Origin of the sequence: Variovorax sp. J31P207, from assembly GCF_030316965.1 — a bacterium.
In the GTDB taxonomy this organism is placed as follows: Bacteria; Pseudomonadota; Gammaproteobacteria; order Burkholderiales; family Burkholderiaceae_C; genus Variovorax; species Variovorax ginsengisoli_B.
Genome location: NZ_JASZYN010000001.1, coordinates 834042 through 856067, shown reverse-complemented (window position 1 = coordinate 856067; position 22026 = coordinate 834042). Strand labels below are relative to the sequence as shown.

Annotated in this window: 21 protein-coding genes; 9 read left to right on the top strand and 12 right to left on the bottom strand. The window is 69.5% G+C overall.

Annotated features, from left to right (window positions below):
- Positions 1–7: 7 nt before the first annotated feature.
- From QTI68_RS04045 to QTI68_RS04015, 7 genes are all read right to left on the bottom strand, one after another.
- Positions 8–325 (bottom strand): cytochrome C oxidase subunit IV family protein, encoded by a 318-nt coding sequence (locus tag QTI68_RS04045; protein WP_286519805.1) that lies wholly within the window; start codon positions 323–325, stop codon positions 8–10.
- An 8-nt stretch (positions 326–333) separates the two neighbouring features.
- Complete coding sequence (locus QTI68_RS04040; RefSeq protein ID WP_286519804.1) at positions 334–1032, bottom strand: heme-copper oxidase subunit III family protein; 699 nt, start codon at positions 1030–1032, stop codon at positions 334–336.
- 13 nt (positions 1033–1045) lie between these two features.
- Positions 1046–1681, bottom strand: coding sequence for a cytochrome c oxidase subunit 3 family protein (locus QTI68_RS04035; protein WP_286519803.1), 636 nt, complete (start codon positions 1679–1681; stop codon positions 1046–1048).
- Positions 1678–3429 carry a cytochrome c oxidase subunit I gene (ctaD, locus tag QTI68_RS04030; RefSeq protein ID WP_286519802.1) on the bottom strand — a complete coding sequence of 584 codons (1752 nt, stop codon included), beginning with the start codon at positions 3427–3429 and terminating at the stop codon, positions 1678–1680. The genes QTI68_RS04035 and ctaD overlap by 4 nt, the downstream gene beginning before the upstream one ends.
- Positions 3426–4574, bottom strand: a complete 1149-nt coding sequence (locus QTI68_RS04025; protein ID WP_286519800.1) for a cytochrome c oxidase subunit II — start codon at positions 4572–4574, stop codon at positions 3426–3428. The genes ctaD and QTI68_RS04025 overlap by 4 nt, the downstream gene beginning before the upstream one ends.
- Positions 4575–4622: 48 nt before the next feature.
- Positions 4623–5138: a DUF1269 domain-containing protein gene (locus QTI68_RS04020; RefSeq protein ID WP_286519799.1), complete on the bottom strand. Its 516-nt coding sequence runs from the start codon at positions 5136–5138 to the stop codon at positions 4623–4625.
- A 71-nt stretch (positions 5139–5209) separates the two neighbouring features.
- Positions 5210–6448 carry an NAD(P)/FAD-dependent oxidoreductase gene (locus QTI68_RS04015; RefSeq protein ID WP_286519798.1) on the bottom strand — a complete coding sequence of 413 codons (1239 nt, stop codon included), beginning with the start codon at positions 6446–6448 and terminating at the stop codon, positions 5210–5212.
- 187 nt (positions 6449–6635) lie between these two features.
- Here QTI68_RS04015 and QTI68_RS04010 point away from each other — a divergent pair, with 187 nt between their 5' ends.
- Genes QTI68_RS04010 through QTI68_RS03980 form a run of 7 tightly spaced genes read left to right on the top strand, consistent with a single transcriptional unit; the run spans position 6636 to position 13236 of the window.
- Positions 6636–7457 carry a creatininase family protein gene (locus QTI68_RS04010; protein WP_286519797.1) on the top strand — a complete coding sequence of 274 codons (822 nt, stop codon included), beginning with the start codon at positions 6636–6638 and terminating at the stop codon, positions 7455–7457.
- A 3-nt stretch (positions 7458–7460) separates the two neighbouring features.
- Complete coding sequence (locus QTI68_RS04005; RefSeq protein WP_286519796.1) at positions 7461–8261, top strand: ABC transporter ATP-binding protein; 801 nt, start codon at positions 7461–7463, stop codon at positions 8259–8261.
- The gene (locus tag QTI68_RS04000) at positions 8239–9120 is read left to right on the top strand and encodes an ABC transporter permease (protein WP_286519795.1); all 882 of its coding nucleotides are present in this window, start codon (positions 8239–8241) and stop codon (positions 9118–9120) included. Before QTI68_RS04005 ends, QTI68_RS04000 begins: the two co-directional genes overlap by 23 nt.
- Positions 9117–10508, top strand: a complete 1392-nt coding sequence (locus tag QTI68_RS03995) for an FAD-binding oxidoreductase (RefSeq protein ID WP_286519794.1) — start codon at positions 9117–9119, stop codon at positions 10506–10508. The genes QTI68_RS04000 and QTI68_RS03995 overlap by 4 nt, the downstream gene beginning before the upstream one ends.
- Before the next feature lie 35 nt (positions 10509–10543).
- A complete protein-coding gene (locus QTI68_RS03990) occupies positions 10544–11563 on the top strand; it encodes an ABC transporter substrate-binding protein (RefSeq protein WP_286519792.1) in 1020 nt (339 codons plus the stop codon).
- Between the two features lie 10 nt (positions 11564–11573).
- The gene (locus QTI68_RS03985; RefSeq protein WP_286519791.1) at positions 11574–12542 is read left to right on the top strand and encodes a PDR/VanB family oxidoreductase; all 969 of its coding nucleotides are present in this window, start codon (positions 11574–11576) and stop codon (positions 12540–12542) included.
- A gap of 28 nt (positions 12543–12570) precedes the next feature.
- The gene (locus tag QTI68_RS03980) at positions 12571–13236 is read left to right on the top strand and encodes a TetR family transcriptional regulator C-terminal domain-containing protein (RefSeq protein ID WP_286519790.1); all 666 of its coding nucleotides are present in this window, start codon (positions 12571–12573) and stop codon (positions 13234–13236) included.
- Positions 13237–13262: 26 nt separating this feature from the next.
- On the opposite strand, the gene QTI68_RS03975 is transcribed toward QTI68_RS03980, so the two are convergent.
- Positions 13263–14231, bottom strand: a complete 969-nt coding sequence (locus QTI68_RS03975; protein ID WP_286519789.1) for a bestrophin-like domain — start codon at positions 14229–14231, stop codon at positions 13263–13265.
- Positions 14232–14521: 290 nt separating this feature from the next.
- On the opposite strand from QTI68_RS03975, the gene QTI68_RS03970 reads away from it, so the two are divergent.
- A complete protein-coding gene (locus QTI68_RS03970; RefSeq protein WP_286519788.1) occupies positions 14522–16372 on the top strand; it encodes a putative nucleotidyltransferase substrate binding domain-containing protein in 1851 nt (616 codons plus the stop codon).
- The gene (locus tag QTI68_RS03965; RefSeq protein WP_286519787.1) at positions 16372–17097 is read left to right on the top strand and encodes a 3'-5' exonuclease; all 726 of its coding nucleotides are present in this window, start codon (positions 16372–16374) and stop codon (positions 17095–17097) included. The genes QTI68_RS03970 and QTI68_RS03965 overlap by 1 nt, the downstream gene beginning before the upstream one ends.
- Here QTI68_RS03965 and QTI68_RS03960 read toward each other — a convergent pair.
- The 4 genes from QTI68_RS03960 to QTI68_RS03945 form a co-directional block, all read right to left on the bottom strand.
- Entirely contained in the window at positions 16994–18718 is a 1725-nt protein-coding gene (locus tag QTI68_RS03960; protein ID WP_286519786.1) for a cation acetate symporter, read from the bottom strand. The two genes, QTI68_RS03965 and QTI68_RS03960, sit on opposite strands and share 104 nt — an antisense overlap.
- Positions 18715–19023, bottom strand: a complete 309-nt coding sequence (locus tag QTI68_RS03955) for a DUF485 domain-containing protein (RefSeq protein WP_286519785.1) — start codon at positions 19021–19023, stop codon at positions 18715–18717. Before QTI68_RS03955 ends, QTI68_RS03960 begins: the two co-directional genes overlap by 4 nt.
- Before the next feature lie 133 nt (positions 19024–19156).
- The gene (locus QTI68_RS03950; RefSeq protein WP_286519784.1) at positions 19157–19930 is read right to left on the bottom strand and encodes a response regulator transcription factor; all 774 of its coding nucleotides are present in this window, start codon (positions 19928–19930) and stop codon (positions 19157–19159) included.
- A complete protein-coding gene (locus QTI68_RS03945; protein ID WP_286519782.1) occupies positions 19927–21900 on the bottom strand; it encodes a hybrid sensor histidine kinase/response regulator in 1974 nt (657 codons plus the stop codon). Before QTI68_RS03945 ends, QTI68_RS03950 begins: the two co-directional genes overlap by 4 nt.
- Between the last annotated feature and the right edge of the window lie 126 nt (positions 21901–22026).

The window sequence follows — 22026 nt, the reverse complement described above, 5'->3', positions numbered from 1 at the left end:
CGTCTTCCTAGTGGAAGAACAGCAGCCGCGTCAGCAGGGTGTGGCCGGCCTCGGCGAACATCAGCCCCACCAGCACCAGCAGGCACAGCGGCGGCAGCAAGATCGCGTAGACCAGCGCCAGCCGCTCCCAGGCCATGTGCATGAAGACCGAGACGATCAGGCCCGCCTTCAGCAGCATGAAGAGGATGATCAGGCCCCAGCGCAGATAGCCCTGGAAGTGGAAGTAGTCGACCAGGTACGACAGCGTGCTGAGCACGAACAGCAGCCCCCAGATCTTGAGGTAGAGGCTGATCGGATGTTGTTGCTGGGCGGTGGCTGGATTCATGATCGACCTCACCAGAGATAGAACAGCGCGAAGATGAACACCCACACCAGGTCGACGAAGTGCCAGTACAGGCCGGCGATCTCGACTATCTGGTAGTTGCCGGTCTTCTCGTAGTCGCCGCGGACCAGCTTGAAGGCGACGATGAACAGGAACACCACGCCGGCCGACACATGCAGCCCGTGGAAGCCCGTGATCATGAAGAAGGTCGAGCCGAACTGCGCCGCCCCCATCGGGTTGCCCCAGGGCCGCACGCCCTCTTCGAGGATCAGCTTGGACCATTCGAAGGCCTGCATGCCGACGAACAGCTCGCCGAAGGTGGCGGTCACGAGCATCAGCGTGGCGGCGTTCACGCGGTCGCGGCGGTAGGCGAAATTGACCGCCATCGCCATCGTGCCGCTGCTGCTGATGAGCACGAAGGTCATGATCGCGATCAGCAGCAGCGGAATGTCGGCCCCGCCCACATGCAGCGCGAACACCTCGCTCGGGTTCGGCCACGGCACGGTGGTCGAGACCCGCACCGTCATGTAGCCGGTGAGGAAGCAGCTGAAGACGAAGGTGTCGCTCAACAGGAAGATCCACATCATCGCCTTGCCCCACGAGACGTGGAAGGCCTGGCGGTCGGACGACCAGTCGGCGATCAGCCCGCGCCATCCGGTGGCCGGCGTGGCAGCACTCGGCATCCCTGGTGCGATCGACACGGCGTTCATCGCGGCCTCCTCCTCACGACGTGCCGCAGATGGCACGCGCCACCTCCGGCGTCACCCAGCCCAAGAGGGCGAACAGCACCCCCCACACCGCCAGCAGGAAATGCCAGTAGCGCGCGCACAGCGCGATCCGCCAGGCGGCCGCGGCGGGGTCGGGCCAGGCGGCGTGCACCGTCCAGGCCCATGCGGCCAGCCCGCCCATCACGTGCAGGCCGTGCATGGCGGTGAGCAGGTAGAAGAATGCGGCGCCCGGATTGCCGGCCGGCGTCACCTGCGTGCTCACCAGCGCCTGCCAGGCCCAGAGCTGCACCGCCAGGAAGGCCAGCGCGCAGAGGCCGCCGGCCCCCAGCAGGCGGCGGGCCCGCGCCGCTTCGGCGCCGCGCGCCGCCGTGGTGGCCCGCTGCAGTGCGACGCTGCCGATGGCCAGCAGCGCCGAGCTGAGCCAGAGCTGCCAGGGCAGCGGGATGGCGACCGCATCGCTGCCGTTCATGCGCATCACATAGGCCATGACGAACAGCGAGAACAAGGCCGTGGCCACGCCCATGAACACCCACAGCCCGATGCCGGCCGCGCTGGCCCGAGCGTCGGGCGGCCGGCCGGCGCGGCCACCGCGGCGGGCCACGCCGGCGCGCAGGGCGGCGCTGGCGTTCATGCCGGCGCTCCCCGGGCCTCGCCCTCGCCCCGGCCGCGCGCCTCGGGCTCCAGCCCCCCGGCCTCGGGCGGCGCGTTCTGGGCGATGTAGTCCTCCCCCTGGCCCGGCACGCCGTAGGCGTAGGCCCAGCGGTAGACCACCGGCAGCTGCGGCCCCCAGTTGCCATGGCCCGGCGGCGTCGTCGGGGTCTGCCATTCGAGCGAGGCGGCGCGCCAGGGATTGGCCGTGGCCGGCCGGCCGCGCCAGGCGCTCCAGGCGAGGTTGAAGACGAACAGCAGCTGGGCCGCGCCGACGACCAGGGCGACCACGGTGATGAAGGTGTTCAGGCTGAAGGCCGAGGGCGGGATGAACTGGTAGCCCTCGAAGCTGTAGTAACGGCGCGGCATGCCCAGCACGCCCAGGTAGTGCATCGGGAAATAGATGGCGTAGGTGCCGAGGAAGGTGATCCAGAAGTGGATCTTGCCGATCCGGTCGTCCAGCATGCGGCCGGTGATCTTCGGGAACCAGTGGTAGATGCCGCCGAACACCACCAGCAGCGGCGCCACGCCCATCACCATGTGGAAGTGCGCGACCACGAAGTAGGTGCCTGAGAGCGGGATGTCCACGCTCACGTTGCCCAGGAACAGGCCGGTCAGGCCGCCGATCGCGAAGGTGCAGACGAAGGCCAGCGCGAACAGCATCGGCACCGACAGGTGGATGTCGCCGTGCCAGAGCGTCAGCACCCAGTTGTAGACCTTGATGGCCGTGGGCACCGCGATGATCAGCGTGGTGGTCGCGAAGAAGAAGCCGAAGTACGGGTTCATGCCGCTCACGAACATGTGGTGCGCCCACACCACCACGCTGAGGCCGCCGATCGCCACGATCGCCCAGACCATCATGCGGTAGCCGAAGATGCTCTTGCGCGCGTGCACGCTGATCAGGTCGGAGACGATGCCGAAGGCCGGCAGCGCCACGATGTACACCTCGGGGTGGCCGAAGAACCAGAACAGGTGCTGGAACAGCAGCGGGCTGCCGCCCTTGTAGCCGCTCGCCTGACCCATCGAGACCAGCGCCGGCATGAAGAAGCTGGTGCCGAGCGTGCGGTCGAGCAGCAGCATGACGCCGCTCACGAACAGCGCCGGGAAGCCGAGCAGCGCCAGGATGGTGGCGACGAAGATGCCCCAGACGGTCAGCGGCATGCGCAGCAGGGTCATGCCTTCGCAGCGCGCCTGCAGCACGGTCGTCACGTAGTTGAGGCCGCCCATCGTGGTCGCCACGATGAAGATCACCAGCGACACCAGCATCAGCACGATGCCGCCCGCATGGCCGGGCGTGCCGGGCAGGATCGACTGCGGCGGGTACAGCGTCCAGCCCGCGCCCGTGGGGCCGCCCTCGACGAAGAAGCTCGCCATCAGGACCACCACCGACAGCAGGTAGACCCAGAAGCTCAGCATGTTGAGGTAGGGAAAGACCATGTCCCGGGCGCCGACCATCAACGGGATCAGGTAGTTGCCGAAGCCGCCGAGGAACAGCGCGGTCAGCAGGTAGATCACCATGATCATCCCGTGCATGGTCACGAACTGGTAGTAGCGCTCGGGGTTGATGAATTCGAACTGGCCCGGAAAGCCGAGCTGCAGGCGCATCAGGTTGGACAGCACCACGCCCACCAGCCCGACCGCGATGGCGGTGCAGGCGTACTGGATCGCGATCACCTTGTGGTCCTGGCTCCAGACATAGTGGGTCAGGAATTTCTTGGTCGCAGGCTTCATCGCGGCACCCCCTTGTCGGTGGCGGCCTGCGTCGGCGGATTGCCCAGGCTCTGGATGTAGGTCACCAGCGCCGCCAGTTCCTCGTCGCTGAGGTCGATCTTCGGCATGACCGGCGCGAAGCCCTTCACCTGGCGGGCCTGCGGATCGCGGATGAAGGCGCGCAGGTAGGCTTCGTCGACCAGCGCCCTGGAGCCGTCCGCCATGGTCTCGGTCTTGCCGTACAGGCCCTTCCAGGTCGGCCCCACGCGCGGACTGCCGTCGATCGTGTGGCAGGCCGTGCAGCCCTTCGCGTCGGCCAGGGCGCGGCCCTGCTCGACGGCGGAGCCCGCCGCCGCGCCGGCCGGGGCGGCGGCCTTGGCCTGGGTGCTGGCGAAGGTCGGCAGCGCGGCCTGCCAGGCATTGAAGGCGGCCACGTCCTGCACCACCACGAAGCCGCGCATGTTGGGATGGCCGACGCCGCAGAGCTGGGCGCACAGGGCTTCGTAGCGCCCGGCGACGGTCGGCGTGAACCAGAAGCGGCTGACCTGGCCCGGCACCGTGTTCATGCGGGCGCGGAACGACGGCACGAAGAAGTCGTGAAGCACGTCGTGCGAGCGCATCAGGACCAGCACCGGCCGGCCCAGCGGCAGGTGCACCTCATCGGCCGCGACCAGCAGGTCGTCCTGACCGGCGGGGTCGGCCGGGTCGAGGCCGAAGGGATTGGCGGCGCCGACGAAGCGCGCATCGCTCGCCCCCAGCTTGCCGTCCGCGCCCGGGAAGCGGAATCGCCATTGCCATTGCTGGCTCACGACCTCGAGCACCAGCGCGTCGTGCGGCGCCCGCACGTAGTTCGCATAGACCACCAGCCCGGGTGCCAGCAGCGCCATGATGCCGACGGTGGTGCCGCCGATCAGCCAGCGCTCGAGCCGCTTGCTCTCGGGCTGCTCGGTCGCCCGGCGGCCCTCGCGGTGGCGAAAGCGCACCAGCGCATAGACGACGAACAGGTTGATCGCGACGAAGAAGGCGCCGGTGATCACCAACGTGATGGTCAGCGTGTCGTCCATCTGCTGCCAGTTCGAGGCCAGCGGGGTCGTCCACCACGGATTGATGACGTGGAACAGCACCGACCCGACCACGATGAGCAGCAGGACGACGGCCATGGTCATGTGCGTTCCCCCGGGGTCGGCATCGACGCTGCGGCGCGCGGACGCGCCTCAGCGGAATGCCGGGATCTGCCCTTCCTCGCCCTCGAACCGGGCCTCGGGATGCGCGGTCTGCAGCAGGTCCTCGATCTCGCGCACGCGCATCGCCGGCAGGTCGACCATCAGCAGGATCTGGCCCTGCGCGATGGCGCCCTCGAAGCGCTGCAGCCGCGGGCTCGGGATGGAGATGCCGACCATGCTGGCCGACCAGGCGCCGACCACGCCGCCCAGGACCCCGACCAGCGCGGCGAATCCCCATTCGGGCTCTTCGCCGACCAGCGGGAACAGCAGCGCGGCCACCAGGCCGGCGGCGATGCCGCAGGCGGTGCCTAGCGCCCACCCGGTCTTGGCCGCATGGACCACGTCCGAGGTCTGCCACACGTTGGCCGCGTGCAGGCCGGTCATGTCCATGCCTTCCGGCCCGGCGAAATGGATATGCGCGACCTCGACACGCGCCTGCAGCAGGTCGCGCATGGCACGCCTGGCGCTGGCCAGGTCCGGCATCAACCAGTAGATGCGTCTCTTCACGGCACCCTCCTTTTCGTCTTGCGACGAGCCAGGAAACCATGAACGACTTATAGGCTCAAGGCTGGACCTAATCAAGAGGAGCCGCCGAGCGGCAGCAGCAGTTGCAGCAGGCCCCCGGCGCTCCCGAGCGGGCCCGGGCTGCGGCTTTCCTCGAGCACTTCGCCGAGCTGACGCACCAGGCGCCGGCTGCGGCGCGCGCGCCAGATCACGAGATCGGCCAGCCACGGGTGCTCGTTGATGCGATTGGCCTGCTCGTAGGCGGCGAAGCGCGGCTTCAGCGCGTGCAGGCCGGCTTCGTAGCGCGCGCGCACCGCGCCATCGGGCGCCCGTGCCTCGCGCCCCTCGGCGATGGCCTGCGCCGCCAGCAGGCCGGCCTCCAGCGCCTTGCCGATGCCCTCGCCGGTCAGCAGGTAGGTGCTGCCTGCCGCCTCGCCCGCGACCAGCAACCCGGGCCGCGACCAGCGTGCCCCTTCGAGCGAGCAGCGCAGCGGCGCGCCCTTCAAGGGCCCCAGGGACCGGCCGGTCGCCATCAGCTCGCGCGCGGTCGGATGCAGGCGCACGAAGGCGTCGAACAGGTCGCGCAGGTTGGCCTCGGGCGGCGCGGCAGCGGCGCCCCGGCCCCGCGTCAGTCCGACGCCGATGTTGAAGACCCCGTCCCGGCACGGAAAGATCCAGCCGTAGCCGCGCCGCAGCGCCCGGTGCCACACCACCTCGAGCCCGGCGACGCGCACGGCCAGCGCCTCGCTGCGCACGTAGCCCCGCAGGGCGATGCCACTGGGCAGGCGGCGCTCGCAGACGCCGGCCGCCACCAGCGGCCCGGCGGCCGCGCCGGTCGCGAGCACCGTCCAGCGGGCCCGCAGCGCCCGCGAGCTGCCGTCCGGCAAGGCCAGCCTGGCGCCCGCCACCCGGCCGTCGGCATCGAACAGCGGCGCCTCGAAGCGCGCCGGCGCGAGCCAGCGGGCGCCGTGCGCCACGGCCTCCCGCCGCAGCAGCTCGTCGAGCTCGCGGCGCGGCAGCACTGCCAGCCGCGCCGCGAGTTCGACCCGGCCGCCGCTCGGGCCGACGCAGCCCACGTGCGTCGCGACGCGGGCGCGCGCAAGCACCTCGTCGAGCAGGCCGAGCCGCGAGAGCGCCCGCTGCGCATCCGGTATCAGGCCGTCGCCGCAGGTCTTGTCGCGCGGAAAGGCGTGCTGGTCGACCAGCAGCACGTCGAGGCCGGCCCCCGCGAGCGCCTGGGCGCAGGCGCTGCCGGCGGGGCCGGCGCCGATCACCAGCACTTCGCATGTGTTCGAGGCAGCCGAGAGGGTCACGGGCACTCCTGGGGAGCACCGATGTTAAATCGACGCCTGCGTGGTGTTTTCATTTGACCGATCGGTCGAATCCAGGCCTCGGATTGCAGCCTGTTGCAATGTCCCGATGCCTCTTTCGGGTAAACGATAGGCCATCTTTTTTTACCGAATGGATAATTTAGCCTACTCCACGATGCAGGAAGCACCCATGCCATCCCTCCGCCCGCGCAGCCGCTACTGGTCCGACCTGACCAGCGAAGAGTTCTCCCGCCTGGACCGGGCCAACCTGATCGCGGTGCTGCCGGTCGGCGCCACCGAGCAGCACGGCCCGCACCTGCCGATGTCGACCGACACCGCGACCATCGACGGCATGGTGCGCGCGACCCTGCCGCACCTGCCCGACGACCTGCCGGTGCTGTTCCTGCCCACCGTGGCCTACGGCAAGAGCAACGAGCATTCGCGCTACCCCGGCACGCTCACCGTGTCGGCCTCGACGCTGATCGCGCAGTGGACGGACATCGGCGCCTGCGTGGCCCGCGCGGGCGTGCGCAAGCTGGTGCTCTACAACAGCCATGGCGGCCAGATGTCGATCATGGACATCGTCGCGCGGGACCTGCGCGAGTCGCACGACATGATGGTGGTGGCGGCCAACTGGTACACGCTGGGGCTGCCGGAAGGGCTCTTCACGGCGCACGAAGGCAAGCACGGCGTGCATGCCGGCGACCTCGAGAGCTCGGTGATGCTGCACCTCACGCCCGACCACGTGCGGCCCGAGAACTTCCGCAACTTCCGCTCGCTGACCGAGGACCTGGCGCAGGAGAACCGCTTTCTCTCGATCACGCCGACCGGCAAGCTGGGCTGGCAGATGCACGACATCAACCCGGCCGGTGCGGCCGGCGACGCCACGCGGGCGACCGCGGCCAAGGGCGAGGCCGTGCTCGACCACGTCGGGCGCAATTTCGTGCAGCTGCTGCAGGAAGTCCATCGCTTCCCGATCGAGCGGCTGGCCAACGAACCGGCCTGGCGCTGAGCAATGGCCGACACCACGCCATCCGCCCCGCCGCTGGTCAGCCTGCGCCAGGTCAGCAAGCGCTTCGCCAACGGCACCCTGGCGCTGCAGGGCATGTCGCTCGACTGCGGCGAGCACGACTTCATCAGCTTCCTCGGCCCCTCGGGCTGCGGCAAGAGCACGGCGCTCCGGCTGATCGCCGGCCTGACGCGCAGCAGCTCGGGCGAACTCGCATGGTCGCGTGCCAACAGCGGCGCGTCGACCAGCGACCGCGAGCTCGGCTTCGTGTTCCAGGAGCCGACCCTGATGCCATGGGCCAAGGTCTTCGACAACGTCTGGCTGCCGCTCAAGCTGGCCGGCATGTCGCGCGATGCGGCCGCACCGGTGGTGGCCCAGGTGCTCGAGATGGTCGGCCTCTCGCGCTTCGCCGACGTCTATCCGCGCGAGCTCTCGGGCGGCATGAAGATGCGGGTGTCGATCGCCCGCGCGCTGGTCACGCGGCCGCGCCTGCTGCTGATGGACGAGCCCTTCGCGGCGCTCGACGAGATGACCCGCATCAAGCTCAACAACGACCTGCTGGCGATCTGGCGCGAACACCGCTTCTCGGTGATCTTCGTCACCCACAGCGTCTACGAGTCGGTCTACCTGTCGAACCGCATCGTCGTGATGGCGCCGCGGCCGGGCCGCGTGGTCGACGAGATCCGCATCGACGAGCCCTACCCGCGCGGCGAAGCCTTCCGCACCTCCACCCGCTACAACGCGCACTGCACCGCGGTGTCGCAATCCCTGCACGGAGCCCTCCATGGCGTCGACATCGATCACTGACAACCCGTCGCTGGCCGCACTCGGCGATGCGCCCTCGGCGGCCGACCTGCAACGGCGCGACGAACGGCTGCGGCGGCGCGAATCGCTGCTGCGCACCGCGGTGCCGATCGCGGTGGTGGTGGCCCTGCTCGCGCTGTGGGAGGCGCTGGTGCGCATCAACAACGTGCCGCACTACATCATCCCGGCGCCCTCGCTGATCCTCACGACGCTGGTCGACAACTGGGACACGCTCTCGAGCGCGCTGTGGTTCACGGTCAAGCTCACGCTGCTCTCGCTGGCCGCGGCGATCGTCGGCGGCGTGCTGCTGGCGATCGCCTTCGCGCTCTTCAAGTGGGTCGAGATCGGCCTCTTCCCGATCGCGGTGATCCTCCAGGTGACGCCGATCATCGCGATCGCGCCGCTGATCCTCATCTACGTGTCGAGCACCACGGCGGCGCTGCTGCTGTGCGCCTGGATCGTGGCCTTCTTCCCGATCCTGTCGAACACCGTGATCGGCCTGAAGAGCGCCGACAGCAACCTGCGCGACCTGTTCCAGCTCTACAAGGCCTCGCCCTGGCAGACCTTCCGCTACCTGCTGGCGCCGAGCGCGCTGCCCTATTTCATGGCCGGCCTGAAGATCGCCGGCGGCCTGAGCCTGGTCGGTGCGGTGGTGGCCGAATTCACGGCCGGCACGGCGGGCCGCGAGACCGGGCTGGCCTCGCGCATCCTCGAATCGAGCTTCCGCACCGAGATCCCGATGATGTTCGCGGCGCTGCTGCTGGTGTCCCTGCTGGGCATCGTGATCTTCATCGTCTTCGCCGCGCTGTCGCGGGCGGTGCTCGGCCATTGGCACGAGAGCGAAATGAGGAGGGAAAGATGAGCGCCGTGCTGAAAGCACCAGAGCGGCCGGCCGCCATCGACTGGGAGGCCGTGAAACGCGACCTGCACGGCTTGAACGTGATCGTGTCGCCCAGCCAGCGCAAGCAGCTGTCGAAGGACTTCTACTGGTACAGCCCGATCCTGACCGAGCGGCTCGCCGGCTGCGTGGCCGACCTGGTGGTCAAGGTCTCGACCGAGGACGACGTCCGCCAGGCCGCCGCCGTGGCCGCCAAGTGGAAGCTGCCGCTCACGGTGCGCGCCGGCGGTACCGGCAACTACGGCCAGTGCGTGCCGCTCGAAGGCGGGCTGGTGCTCGACGTCACGCCGATGAGCCGCGTGCTGGAGATCGGCGACGGCCGCGTGCGGGTGCAGGCCGGCGCCCGCATGCACGACATCGAGCTCGCGGTGGCCGAGACCGGCCAGGCGCTGCGCATGTGGCCCTCGACCTGGCACGTGGCCTCGATCGGCGGTTTCATCGCCGGCGGCTTCGGCGGCATCGGCTCGATCCGCCACGGCATCCTGCGCGACCCGGGCAACCTGCTGCGCGCGCGCATCATGACGGTCGAGCGCGAGCCGCGCGTGATCGAGCTGCACGGCGACGAGATCCAGCAGGTGCACCACGCCTACGGCACCAACGGCATCCTGACCGAGGTCGAGGTGGCGCTGAGCCCGGCGGTCGAGTGGGTGCACTGCATCGCGCTGTTCGACAGCTACCGGAGGGTGCTGGATTTCGGCGTGGCGGCCAGCACGCCCGCGCTCGAGCTGTTCCTGCTGTCGGCGGTCGACGCCCGCTTCTCGCCCTACTACGCGAACCTCGGCGCGCACTTCCCGCCCGATCGCCATGCAATGTTCGCGATGGTCGCGCCGGGGTCGATGCCAGCCTTCCGCGCGCTGGTGGCGGCGCACGGCGGCACGGTCTCGCTGGCTGGCACCGAGGCCGAGCTGCAGGCCGCCGGCCTGCCGCCGGCCTACGAATGCGCCTACAACCACACCACCCTGCAGGCGCTCAAGGTCGATCGCAGCTGGACCTACCTGCAGGTGGCCTATGCGCAGCCCTTCGACCCGGCGGTGGTCGATCGCCACATCGCGGTCTTCGGCGACGACGTGCTGCAGCACCACGAGTTCGCGCGCGCCGGCGGCGAGTACGGCACTTTCTCGATCCTGCTGGTGCGCTGGAAAGGCGAGGCCCACCAGTACGAAGTGATTCGCGAGCTCGAATCGCAGGGCGGCTGCCAGGTGTTCAATCCGCACGTCGTGACCATCGAGGACGGCGGCATGAAGACCATCGACACGCAGCAGATCGACTTCAAGAAGCGCAGCGACCCGATGGGCCTGATGAACCCCGGAAAAACACGCGGCTGGCACCCCGACATGGCGCTGGACGCCTGAACCCCCTCCACAGAGACACAACCAAAGGAACCACGATGCGACTCGAATCCCGCTTCATCGCCCGCACCCTGCTGGCCAGCCTGCTTGCCGGCACCGCCCTGGCGGCCATCGCGCAAGACAAAGTCACGATCGCCACCAACTGGCGCGCCCAGCCCGGCCACGGCGGCTTCTACCAGGCGCTGGCCGACGGCACCTACAAGAAGTACGGGCTCGACGTCGACATCCAGCAGGGCGGCCCGCAGGTCAACAACCGGCCGATGCTGCCGGCCGGCAAGATCGACTTCCTGATGACCGGCAACATGCTGATGGCCTTCGACAACATCAAGCAGAAGGTGCCGACCGTGGTGGTGGCGGCCTACTTCCAGAAAGACCCGCAGGCCATCATCGCCCACCCGGGCCAGGGCTTCGACAAGTTCGCCGACCTCGCCAAGGCCAAGACCGTGCTGCTCGCCAAGGACGGCCAGATCAGCTACTGGCAATGGATGAAGAAGGCCTACGGCATGCGCGACGAGCAAGTGCGCCCCTACAACTACAGCCTGTCGCAGTTCCTGGCCGACAAGCAGGCGGTGCAGCAGGCCTACGCGACCTCGGAGCCGCTGGCGGTCGAGAAGCAGGCCGGCTTCAAGCCGGTGGTGCTGTCGCTGGCCGATGCCGGCTGGTCGACCTACGGCATGGTCATCGAGACCCGCCAGGACCTGGTCAAGACCAAGCCGGACGTGGTCCGCCGCTTCGTCGAGGCCACCAACATCGGCTACGCCAACTACCTGTACGGCGACCGCAAGGCGGCCGACGAGCTGATCAAGAAGATCAACCCGGACATCGGCGACGACTACATCGAGAAGTCGATCCCGATCCTGCGGGCCCACATCGACGTCGGCGATGCCACCACCAAGGGCATCGGTGCGATGAGCGACGAGCGCATGAAGGACTTCTACGACAAGGCCGTGGCGGCCGGGCTCTACAAGCCCACCGACTTCGACTATCGCGACGCCTACACCACGCAGTTCGTCAACAAGGGCGCCGGCGTCGACATCCGCAAGGCGGCCGCGAAGTGACGGTCCGGCGATGACCGAGCGCAATCTCACCGTGCGGGTGGCGCGCATCGCGCGCCAGACACCGGAGATCCTCTCCTTCGAGCTGGTGCATCCGGCCGGCCGGGCGCTGCCGGGCTACCAGGCCGGCGCCCACATCGACGTCCACATGCCGGGCGGCTTCTCGCGCCAGTATTCGCTCGCCTGCGACGCCGGCGGGGACGGCCGCGCCGCTTCGCGCTACCTGATCGGCGTCAAGCGCGAGGCCGCGGGCCGCGGCGGCTCGGCCTCGATGCACGGTCGCGTCCGCGAAGGCGACCTGCTGCCGATCAGCGCGCCGCGCAACAGCTTCCCGGTCCGCGCCGAGGCCCGCTGCCACCTGCTGCTGGCCGGCGGCATCGGCATGACGCCGCTGCTCGCCATGGCCGAGTCGCTGGCGCGCGCCGGCGCCGACTTCACGCTCTGCCTGTTCGCGCGCAGCGCCGAGCACCTGGCCTTCGCCGAGGCGCTGCGCCAGCCACTGCTGGCGCCACACGTGCGCCTGCACTTCGATGCCGGCACCGCCGCGCAGAAGATCGATCTGCGCGATCTGCTCGCAGTGCGCGAGGCCGGCACCCAGCTCTATGTGTGCGGCCCCGCCGGCTTCATGCAGGCGGTGCGCAGCGCCGCCGCGCACTGGCCAGAGGAGGCGGTCCACACCGAATATTTCGCGGCGCCGACCGATGCCGCCGGCGCCACCGGCAAGCCCTTCGTGCTGCACCTGGCCCAGCGCGGCATCCGCGTTCCGGTGGCCGGCGACCAGAGCGCGGTCGACGCGCTGCATGCGGTCGGCATCGACATCCCGGTGTCCTGCGAGCAGGGCCTGTGCGGCACCTGCGTGGTCGGCGGCGAAGGCGAGGGCGCGGAGCACCGCGATTTCTGCCTGACGCGCGGCGAGCGGGCGCACAAGGTGGCACTGTGCTGCTCGCGGGCCAAGGGCGAGGCGCTGGTGGTCGACCTGTGAGCCGCCACTCTGGCACCATCCGCATCCAATGACCACCGCACCCCTCGGCGACGCCCTGGACGAGCCGCTCGACGCCCCCGCCACGCGTGGCCGTGCGCGCAAGTACACGCAGCTGCTGGCCGTGATCCACCGGGCCGCGGTCGAGGTGTTCGCGAGCGACGGGCTGGCCGGCGCGTCGACCCAGGCCATCGCCGACAAGGCTGGCCTGTCGAAGGCGCAGCTGCACTACTACATCGAGAGCAAGGAAGCGCTGTACCGCCAGGTGCTGCAGGGCATCATCGACGACTGGATCGGCGTCTTCGGCTTCAGCGACGAGGCCTTCGGCCCGCGCAAGGTGCTCAGCGACCTGATTCACCGCAAGATGGTGTTCTCGTTCGAGCATCCGCTGCGCTCGCGGATCTTCACGGCCGAGATGATGCGCGGCGCACCGGTGCTGCGGCCGATGATGGACCACAGCCAGCAGCGCACCGACCAGGCGGCGGCCGTGATCCAGAACTGGATCGACCAGGGCCTGATGGACCCGGTGGACCCGATCCTGTTCCTGTTCCATCTCTGGGCCGTGACCCAGTTCTACGCCGACCACGCGACGCAGGTGGCGCTGTTCAGGAAGGTCGCCGAGAGTGACGAGAAAGACCGGCGCTACCTGATCGAGCAGGTGACGGAATTCCTGCTGAAGGGCGCCGGGGTCCGGTAGGAGCGCGGACGGCGGCGCTGCGCCGCTCAGTCGCCTGCGCTTTTCGCCGCATCCGCGCCGCACGACGGCGCAGGACAGGGCGGCGCAGTGTGTCCTGACGTGACCTCGGACACATAGTGGAGGTTGACCGGCTTGACGCGGATGATGCCGCGCCCGGGCACGTCGATTTCGGAGATCACCAGGAACGACAGCGAGATCGTCATCGGCAGCACGAGGAACAGCCCGGCCTTGCGCCGCAGGTGGCGGGCGTTGTAGCCCACGAGGGCGTTGCAGAACACCGCGATCGTGGTCAGCAGCAGCCAGGCGGCCAGCGGAATCTGGGCGCGCCAGCCGGCGTATGTTTTCTGCTGCGCGCTCAGTACCTCGTTCACGCCGGCGACCACCAGCGACGTGATCGGATTCTTCTGCGCGACGGCCGCCGCGCTGGTCGCCGTCCACAGATCGTCCTGCAGTTCCTGCGCGGCGCGGCGGCTTTCGGCGTAGGTGCGCGGGTCGGCGCTCTCGTAGAAGCGGAGGCGCTCGCCCAGGTAGGCCGACAGCGTGCTGCGCAGACGTTCTCCCTCGGCCTGTGGCAACAGGTCGGCGCGCAGATAGGCGGTGCGGATGGCCTCGGCCTCGGCTTCCTCCCCGGCCTGGCGGCTGTTGAAACCGCCGATGGCCATGGACAGCGTGAAGCCGATGATGAGGCCGAGCAGCGACAGCGTGGCCCCGAGGATCATCCGGAAATCCTCTCCGCCTTCCGCGCCGGCCGGCGTCCTTCTGCCCAGAATCCGCGCACCGAACTGGGCCGACAGCCACAACAGGCCGAAACAGCTCAGAAAGAGCGCCAGCGACGCGGGGGTGATGCCGTCGAGCGCCTGGGCAAGGGAAGTACCAAAGGTCTTGAGTTCAATCGGGAACATACGCAGATCAGGAAAATGCGAAAGCCGCGCGGCGCGCGGACGATCCGGCAGCGCCGGCCGCATCGGACAGACGCAGACGACGGAGGTGCACACGCAAGGCATGCGCTTCACGCCATCGCAAGGGTTGTGGACGGGACGGAGGCTGCCGCGCAGGATCGGCAGCAGGGCGGCCGAGCCAGGAGATTGGCGCCGCGCGCGTCGCGCGGGGCGATTCGGGATTCCGCCCGCAGGGGGCACTGAAGTATACAAATGCCTGCCGGGCAGCCCCGCGCTTCGACCGGCCCAAGTGTGCGAAATTCAACGAAAGGGCCGAGTGGCACGCTCCGCGCGAAAGCTTGACGCCACAGGGTGGTGCCGCGGCAGGCTTTGTTCGATCATCGGCCATGCCGAGCGCCTTCGATTTCGAGCATTCGCCCTTTGACTGCCTCACGGCCGAGGAGCGCGAGCGGGTGCGCGCCCAGGTCGACATCGCCTACTTTCGCGAAGGCGAGGCGATCCTCGAGGCCGGCATGGCGCCGACCCACCTGTTCGTCGTCATCAAGGGCTTCGTGCAGCAGTTCGAGCACGGCGGCAGCGAAGCGGTGGCGAGTTTCGGCCCGCACGACACCTTCGACGGCCGCAGCCTGCTGTCGGGCCAGGTCGGCGGGCGCTTCGTGGCCGCCGAGGAAGTGCTGGCCTACCAGCTCGCACGGCAGGTCGTCACCGAGCTGATCGCGCGCAACGCGACCTTCGGCGCCCTGCTGTTCTCCGACCTGTCGAACAAGCTGGCCGCCATCGCCGGCCGCGTCGGCCAGCACGAGCTGCAGTCCCTCGCGCTGGCGCGGGTCGACGCGATCCCGGTGCGGGCGCCGCATTTCGTCGATGCCGACCGCGACGTGCTGTCGGTGGTGCGGCTGCTGCAGGCCGAGCGCAGCACCAACGTGCTGGTGCGCGACCTGTCCGGACCCGCACCGCGGCTGGGCATCTTCACCGTGACGGCGCTGCAGCGTGCGGTGCTGCACGGCACGCCGCTGGACCGCCTGCCGGTGCGCGAGGTCAGCAGCTTCGGCCTGATCACGGTCGACGCGGCGGCCCCGGTCGGCGACGCACTGATCGTCATGGTGCGGCATCGGGTGCACCGCGTGGTCGTGACGGCCGGCGACGGAGGCGGCGACGGCGGCCGGGTCGTGGGCGTGCTGGAAGCGCTCGACCTGTTCAGCTTTCTGTCCAATCACTCCTACCTGATCAACCGCGAGATCGTCGAAGCCCAGGACCTGCAGGCACTGGCCCGCGCGAGCGCCCACGTCACGCAGCTGGTCGGCCTGCTGCACGGCGGCGGCACCCGGGTCGGGCAGATCGCCACGCTGGTGCAGGCGCTCAACGGCCAGCTGTTCCAGCGGGCCTGGGAACTGATCGCGCCGCCCGAGCTGGTCGCCAACAGCTGCCTGTTCGTGATGGGCAGCGAGGGCCGCGGCGAGCAGCTGCAGAAGACCGACCAGGACAACGGCCTGCTGCTGCGCGACGGCTACGTGCCGCCGGCCGACCTGGACGCGATCTGCCAGCGCCTCACACGCGCGCTGATCGAGTTCGGCTGGCCCGAATGCCCCGGCGCCATCATGGTCTCGAATCCGCAGTGGCGCGCCGGCCAGGCCGAATTCGCCGAACGCGCCTGCCAGTGGCTGCTGCAGCCCGACGGCGAGCGGCTGATGGCGCTGGCGATCTTCCTCGATGCCCACGCGGTGGCCGGCGATGCGACGCTTTTGGCCGGCGTGCGGGCCCGGCTGTTCTCGCTGGCCACCGACAACGACGCGATGCTGGCGCGCTTCGCCGCGGCCATCGACGCCTTCGCCGAGGATTCGCATTGGTGGCAGCGCCTGCTGGCCTTCGGCGAGCCCGCGGCGCCGCACCTCGACGTCAAGAAGCAGGGCCTGTTCCCGATCGTGCACGGCGTGCGCAGCCTGGCGCTGCGCGCCGGCCTGGACGCGACCTCCACCGCGGAACGCCTCGAGGCCCTGGTCGCGGCCGGCCGGATCGAGCGCGAGTTCGCCGCCGACCTGCTCGAGAGCCTCTATTTCTTCATGGGCCTGCGGCTCAAGGCCGGCCTGGCGGAGCAGGCGGCCGGGCACGACGTGTCGGGGCAGGTCGATCCGGCCCGCATGAGCAGCCTCGAGCGGGACCTGCTCAAGGACACGCTCGAGGTGGTGAAGCGCTTTCGCCGCATGCTGCGCCTGAGCTTCCGGCTGGACGCGCTGTGATGACCGGCTGGCTCTCCGCCCTCAAGCGCTGGTGGCTGCTGCAGCACCTGGCCGATCCGCGCTTTCGCTTCATGTGGGACCCGCCGCCCGCCGACGAGTGGGTGGCGATCGACTGCGAGACCACCGGCCTCGACACGCGGCGCGACGAGATCGTGGCGATCGCCGCGGTGCGCATCCGTGGCAACTGCGTGGTGTGCAGCGAGCGGCTCGAACTGCTGGTGCGGCCCGAGCGCCGCAGCGTCGCGACCGGCAGCGCGCGCGTGCACCAGCTGCGCGAGCGCGACCTGGCCCAGGGACTGGCGGCCGAGGCCGCCGTGCAGGCGCTGCTGCATTTCATCGGCAGCCGGCCGCTGGTGGGCTACTACCTGGAGTTCGACGTCGCGATGATCGACCGCGTGCTGTTCCCGATGCTGGGCATGGGGCTGCCGCAGCCGAAGATCGAGGTCTCGGCGCTCTACTACGACCATGTAAACCGGCGCCGCTCGCCGCACCTGCGCCATGGCGATATCGACCTGCGCTTCGCGGCCATCATGACCGCGCTGGACCTGCCGCAGCGCCCCGCGCACGATGCGCTGGACGATGCGGTGATGGCGGCGCTGGCCTTCGTCAAGCTGAACGCTCTCAGTGACCCGACGCGCCCGAGGCGCCGAGGCCGGTCTCCGAGCGCACCTGCTGCGCCGGGAACGCCGCCCGCTCCTGCTGCGCCTGGCGGCTTCGGTCGGTGATCGAGAACAGCCAGATGCCGACGAAAGCCAGCGTCATCGAGAACAACGCGGGCGAAGCATAGGGGAACCAGGCCGAGCCCGCGGGGTGGCCCAGCGTGGCTTCCCAGACCGACGGCGAGACGATGGTCAGCGCCACCGACGACACCAGCCCGAGCGAGCCGCCGACGACCGCGCCGCGCGTCGTGCAATCCTTCCAGAGTACCGACATGAACAGCACCGGGAAATTGGCCGAGGCCGCCACCGCGAAGGCCAGCGACACCATGAACGCGATGTTCTGCTTCTCGAAGGCGATGCCGAGCAGCACCGCGACCACGCCGAGCGCGATCGTGGTGATGCGCGACACCCTGAGTTCGGCGCGGCTGTCGGCCTTGCCCTTCTTGATCAGGGTGGCGTAGAGGTCATGCGACACCGCCGAGGCACCCGACAGCGTGAGCCCGGCCACCACCGCGAGGATGGTCGCGAAGGCCACCGCCGAGATGAAGCCGTAGAAGACATTGCCGCCGACCGACTTCGCCACCAGCACCGCCGCCATGTTGGCCGCGCCGCCGCCGCCCTTGATGGTGCCGGTCGCGACGTCGGCGAACTCGGGATTGGTCAGCACCAGCGTGATGGCGCCGAAGCCGATGATGAAGATCAGCAGGTAGAAGTAGCCGATCCAGGTGGTGGCCCAGAACACCGACTTGCGCGCCTGCTTGGCATCGGGCACCGTGAAGAAGCGCATCAGGATGTGCGGCAGGCCGGCGGTGCCGAACATCAGCGCGATACCGAAGGAGATCGCCGAGACCGGGTCCTTCACGAAGCCGCCCGGGCCCATGATGCTGCGTCCGATGGCCGAGGCCTCGAGCGGGCTCTTGCCGCCATTGGCCGCGATCTGGGTGCGCACCTCGACCGACTTGGCGAACAGCGCCTCGGGGCTGAAGCTGAAGGCCGCCAGCACCATCAGCGCCATGAAGGTCACGCCGGCCAGCAGCAGCACGGCCTTGATGATCTGCACCCAGGTGGTGGCCGTCATGCCGCCGAACAGCACGTAGACCATCATCAGCGCGCCGACGATCACCACCGCGACCCAGTAGTCGAGGCCGAACAGCAGCTTGATCAGCTGGCCGGCGCCGACCATCTGCGCGATCAGGTAGAAGGCCACCACCACCAGCGTGCCCGAGGCCGCGAAGGCGCGGATCGGGCCGGGCTGGAAGCGGTAGCCGGCGACGTCGGCGAAGGTGAACTTGCCGAGGTTGCGCAGGCGCTCGGCCATCAGGAAGGTGATCACCGGCCAGCCGACCAGGAAGCCGATCGAATAGATCAGGCCGTCGTAGCCGGTGGCCATCACTGCGGCCGAGATGCCGAGGAACGAGGCCGCCGACATGTAGTCGCCGGCGATCGCCAGGCCGTTCTGGAAGCCCGTGATGCCGCCGCCGGCGGTGTAGAAGTCTGCGGCCGACTTGGTCTTCGAGGCGGCCCACTTGGTGATCCACAAGGTCAGCAGCACGAAGCCCGAGAACATCGCGATCGCGATCCAGTTGGTCGGCTGCTTGGTGACCTGCCCGACGTCAGCGCCGGCGGCCGCGGCCCAGCCGGAGGCGCTGGCCAGCAGCGCGGCAAGAGCGGCGTGACGCGCTTTCATCGCGTGGCCTCCTGGATGATCTCGGCCGTGAGCCGGTCGAACTCGCCATTGGCGCGGCGGATGTAGAAGGCCGTGATCAGGATCGTGAAGACGATCACGCCGAGCCCGATCGGGATGCCGATGGTGGTCACGCCGCCGCCGATCGGCTGCGCCAGGAAAGGCTTGTTGAACGCGATCAGCGCGATGTAGCCGTAGTACACGACCATCATCAGCGCCGTGAGCCACCAGCCGAAGCGGTTGCGCTTGCGGCGAAGCTCGAGGTACTTGGGGTTGGACTGGATCTTCGTCACCACGGGGTCGCTCATGATTCGTCTCCTGGACTACGGTTCGGCGGATTCTGGGATGCGGCTGGCCCGTGCGGGGTGCGGTGCAATCATTCGTCACATTGCGATGCAATGCACGGACCTTTCGAGGCCGAATCGAGACCGATCGACGGGCCTACTCCCACAGCACGTTCGCGGCGAACAGATAGCCGGCGCCGTACACGGTCTTGATGATGGCCGGCTCGTGCGGATCCCGTTCGATCTTCCTGCGCAGGCGCGAGATGCGCACGTCGATGCTGCGGTCGGTGGGCAGCAGGTCGCGCGCGCCCATCAGCTGCTCGCGCGTGAGGATCTGGTGCGGGCGCTCGACGAAGCAGCGCAGCACCTGGGTCTCGGCCGTGCCCAGCAGGTGCTCGCTGCCGTCGGGCGCGCGCAGCACGTTGGCCGCGCAGTCGATGCGCCAGCCCAGGAACGACGCATAGCGCCGCTGCCCCGTGGCCTGGCCCGGCGCCAGGCTGCGCCGGCGCAGGATGCTGCGCACCCGCGCCACCAGCTCGCGGGCCTCGAAGGGCTTGGTGACGTAGTCGTCGCCACCGAGCTCGAGCCCCATCACGCGGTCGGCCGGATGGCCGCGGCCGGTGAGGATCAGCACGCCCGCATTCGACGCCGCCTGGATGCGCCGCATGAGATCGATGCCGTCCATGTCGGGCAGGCCGAGGTCGACGATGCAGAGGTCGGGCTTCTCGACCTGCAGCCGCCGCAGCACGCTCGCGCCGGTGCTGAAGCCTTCGCCATTGAAGCCGAACTCGGCCAGCGTGGCGAGCACCAGCCGCGCCACGGCCGGGTCGTCCTCGATCACGTAGACCAGCGACGGCGGGTTCGCCTCGTCGGCGCCGGCGCCGGCGCCGGCGCGGTGGGTCAGTCCTGCGCTGTGGTGTTCGTTCGTCATCGGCCCTCCTCGATCGCTTGCGCGAGCTGTGCGGTGCTGAAAGGCTTGGTGAGCATCGGAAAGTCGACCTGCCGCGACAGGTCGCCCGGCGCATAGCCGCTCATCAGCACCACGGCGCGGGCCCGACCGCCCTCGCGCGCCGCCCGCGCCACGGCGAGGCCGTCGACACCGCCTCCCATCACCACGTCGGACAGCAGCAGCACGATGTCCGGCGTGTGTTCGAGCAGGCTCAGCGCGTCGGCGCCGCCGTCGGCTTCGAGCACCGAATAGCCCAGCTCCAGCAGGCTGCGCCGGATCACGCGCCGCACCTGGGCGTCGTCGTCCACCAGCAGCGCCAGGCCCATCGAGGCGGCCGGCGGCCGGCCGGTCGGGCGGCTGCTGTCGGCCGCGCCGTCCGCCGGTGCGGGCTCGGCCGCCGGCAGCCATACCGACACCGTGGTGCCGCGCCCCGGTGCGCTGCGCACGTCGATGGCGCCGCCCGACTGCTTCACGAAGCCGTAGACCACGGCCATGCCGAGCCCGGTGCCGCTGCCCGGCTGCTTGGTGGTGAAGAAGGGGTCGAACAAATGGGCCAGGGTGTCGGCGTCCATGCCGCTGCCGTCGTCCTCGACTTCGATGCGCACGCAGTCGCCCGCGGACAGCTGCAGCGGCGCCGCCTCCGCGGCGTCGATGCGAACGCGCCGGGCCCGCAGCACGATGTGTCCGTCGGGACCGGTCGCGTCGCGCGCATTCAGCACCAGGTTCACCAGCGCCTGCTCGAGCAAGGTGGCATCGATCCAGGTCCACAGCGGCAGTTCGCCGACATCGACGTCGATGTCGAGCCGAAGGGTCTCGGGCAGCGAGCGCCGCACCAGCCGGGCCACGGTGTCGACCAGCGCGCCCACATGCACCGCCGCCGCCTGCAGCGGTTGGCGCCGGGCGAAGCTCAGCAGGCCGCGCACCAGCTCGGCCCCGCGGCGCGCGGCGTCGAGCGCCGGATGCACATAGTCGTCCAGCGCCGGATCGCCCGGCCGGGCTTCGGCCAGCGCCGCCAGGTTGCCGATCACGACCGTGAGGATGTTGTTGAAGTCGTGCGCCAGGCCCCCGGTCAGGCGGCCCAGCGAGTCGAGCTTCTGGGCCCGCGCCAGCAGCGCCTGCGAGCGCCGCTCCTGCGTGATGTCGAAGGTCAGTTCGAAGCAGCCGACGACCTGCCCCTCGGCGCTGCGCTGCGGCACCAGCGAGGTCCGCACCCAGAGGCGGCGGGCGTCGCAGGTCTGGAGCTCGTATTCCAGGCTTTGCGTTTCGCCGGCGAGGGCCCGCAGCACCTGCGGCTTGACCATCGCGTAGACCGCGTCGCCCAGGAAGGCCTTGGCGCTGACGGCCTCCGGGCGCGAGGTGTCGACGCAGAACCAGTCGTGGTAGCCGCGGTTGAGGTAGCGGTAGACCCGCCGGTGGTCGAAGTAGGCCACCAGCGCGGGGATCGAATCCATGATCAGCCGCACTCGCTCCTCGCTGTGCTGCAGCTCGGCGGTGCGCGCGGCCACCCGGCCTTCGAGCTCGGCGTTGTGGCGGCGGATGATCTGCTCGGCGCGGCGCTGCTCGGTGACATCGGAATAGAGCGTGACGAAGCCGTGGCCCGGCACCGGCTCGCCGCGGATGAGCAGCACCCGCCCGTCGGGGCGCACCCGCTCGATCTGGTGCGGTGCGAAGTGGCGCGCCGCCGCGACGCGTTCGGCCACCAGCTGTTGCGGGTCGCCCGGGCCGTACTCGCCGCGCCGGGCATTGAAGCCGATGAAGCTCTCGAACGGCGCCCCCATGTAGGCCATGTCGTCGGGAAAGTCGAGCAGGCGGACGTAGGCGCGGTTCCAGGCCACCAGGCGCAGGTCGGCATCGAAGATCGACAGGCCCTGGTCCAGCAGGTCGAGCCCGGCCTGCAGCGTCAGGTAGCGCTCCAGCGTGCGGATCACCCCGGCCACCTTCCTGGGCTGCAAACATTCGTCATTTTTGAATGTGTCTCCTGCAATGTTCGTCGGACATCCTACGGCTCTTGATTGTTGATGACCTCGCCCGAGACGCACTTGACAGCCGTCAAACGGGCGGCGCCGTCGAGTGATCAC

What these genes read in the sequence shown, in the direction of transcription:
- QTI68_RS03965 (WP_286519787.1), top strand. Translation starts at nt 16,372, where the DNA reads ATGACCGGCTGGCTCTCCGCCCTCAAGCGCTGGTGGCTGCTGCAGCAC.
- QTI68_RS03990 (WP_286519792.1), top strand. Translation starts at nt 10,544, where the DNA reads ATGCGACTCGAATCCCGCTTCATCGCCCGCACCCTGCTGGCCAGCCTG.
- QTI68_RS04000 (WP_286519795.1), top strand. Translation starts at nt 8,239, where the DNA reads ATGGCGTCGACATCGATCACTGACAACCCGTCGCTGGCCGCACTCGGC.
- QTI68_RS04005 (WP_286519796.1), top strand. Translation starts at nt 7,461, where the DNA reads ATGGCCGACACCACGCCATCCGCCCCGCCGCTGGTCAGCCTGCGCCAG.
- QTI68_RS03950 (WP_286519784.1), bottom strand. Translation starts at nt 19,930, where the DNA reads ATGACGAACGAACACCACAGCGCAGGACTGACCCACCGCGCCGGCGCC.
- QTI68_RS03960 (WP_286519786.1), bottom strand. Translation starts at nt 18,718, where the DNA reads ATGAAAGCGCGTCACGCCGCTCTTGCCGCGCTGCTGGCCAGCGCCTCC.
- QTI68_RS04045 (WP_286519805.1), bottom strand. Translation starts at nt 325, where the DNA reads ATGAATCCAGCCACCGCCCAGCAACAACATCCGATCAGCCTCTACCTC.
- QTI68_RS03985 (WP_286519791.1), top strand. Translation starts at nt 11,574, where the DNA reads ATGACCGAGCGCAATCTCACCGTGCGGGTGGCGCGCATCGCGCGCCAG.
- QTI68_RS04040 (WP_286519804.1), bottom strand. Translation starts at nt 1,032, where the DNA reads ATGAACGCCGTGTCGATCGCACCAGGGATGCCGAGTGCTGCCACGCCG.
- QTI68_RS04010 (WP_286519797.1), top strand. Translation starts at nt 6,636, where the DNA reads ATGCCATCCCTCCGCCCGCGCAGCCGCTACTGGTCCGACCTGACCAGC.
- QTI68_RS03980 (WP_286519790.1), top strand. Translation starts at nt 12,571, where the DNA reads ATGACCACCGCACCCCTCGGCGACGCCCTGGACGAGCCGCTCGACGCC.
- QTI68_RS04035 (WP_286519803.1), bottom strand. Translation starts at nt 1,681, where the DNA reads ATGAACGCCAGCGCCGCCCTGCGCGCCGGCGTGGCCCGCCGCGGTGGC.
- QTI68_RS04025 (WP_286519800.1), bottom strand. Translation starts at nt 4,574, where the DNA reads ATGACCATGGCCGTCGTCCTGCTGCTCATCGTGGTCGGGTCGGTGCTG.
- QTI68_RS03970 (WP_286519788.1), top strand. Translation starts at nt 14,522, where the DNA reads ATGCCGAGCGCCTTCGATTTCGAGCATTCGCCCTTTGACTGCCTCACG.
- ctaD (WP_286519802.1), bottom strand. Translation starts at nt 3,429, where the DNA reads ATGAAGCCTGCGACCAAGAAATTCCTGACCCACTATGTCTGGAGCCAG.
- QTI68_RS03955 (WP_286519785.1), bottom strand. Translation starts at nt 19,023, where the DNA reads ATGAGCGACCCCGTGGTGACGAAGATCCAGTCCAACCCCAAGTACCTC.
- QTI68_RS03995 (WP_286519794.1), top strand. Translation starts at nt 9,117, where the DNA reads ATGAGCGCCGTGCTGAAAGCACCAGAGCGGCCGGCCGCCATCGACTGG.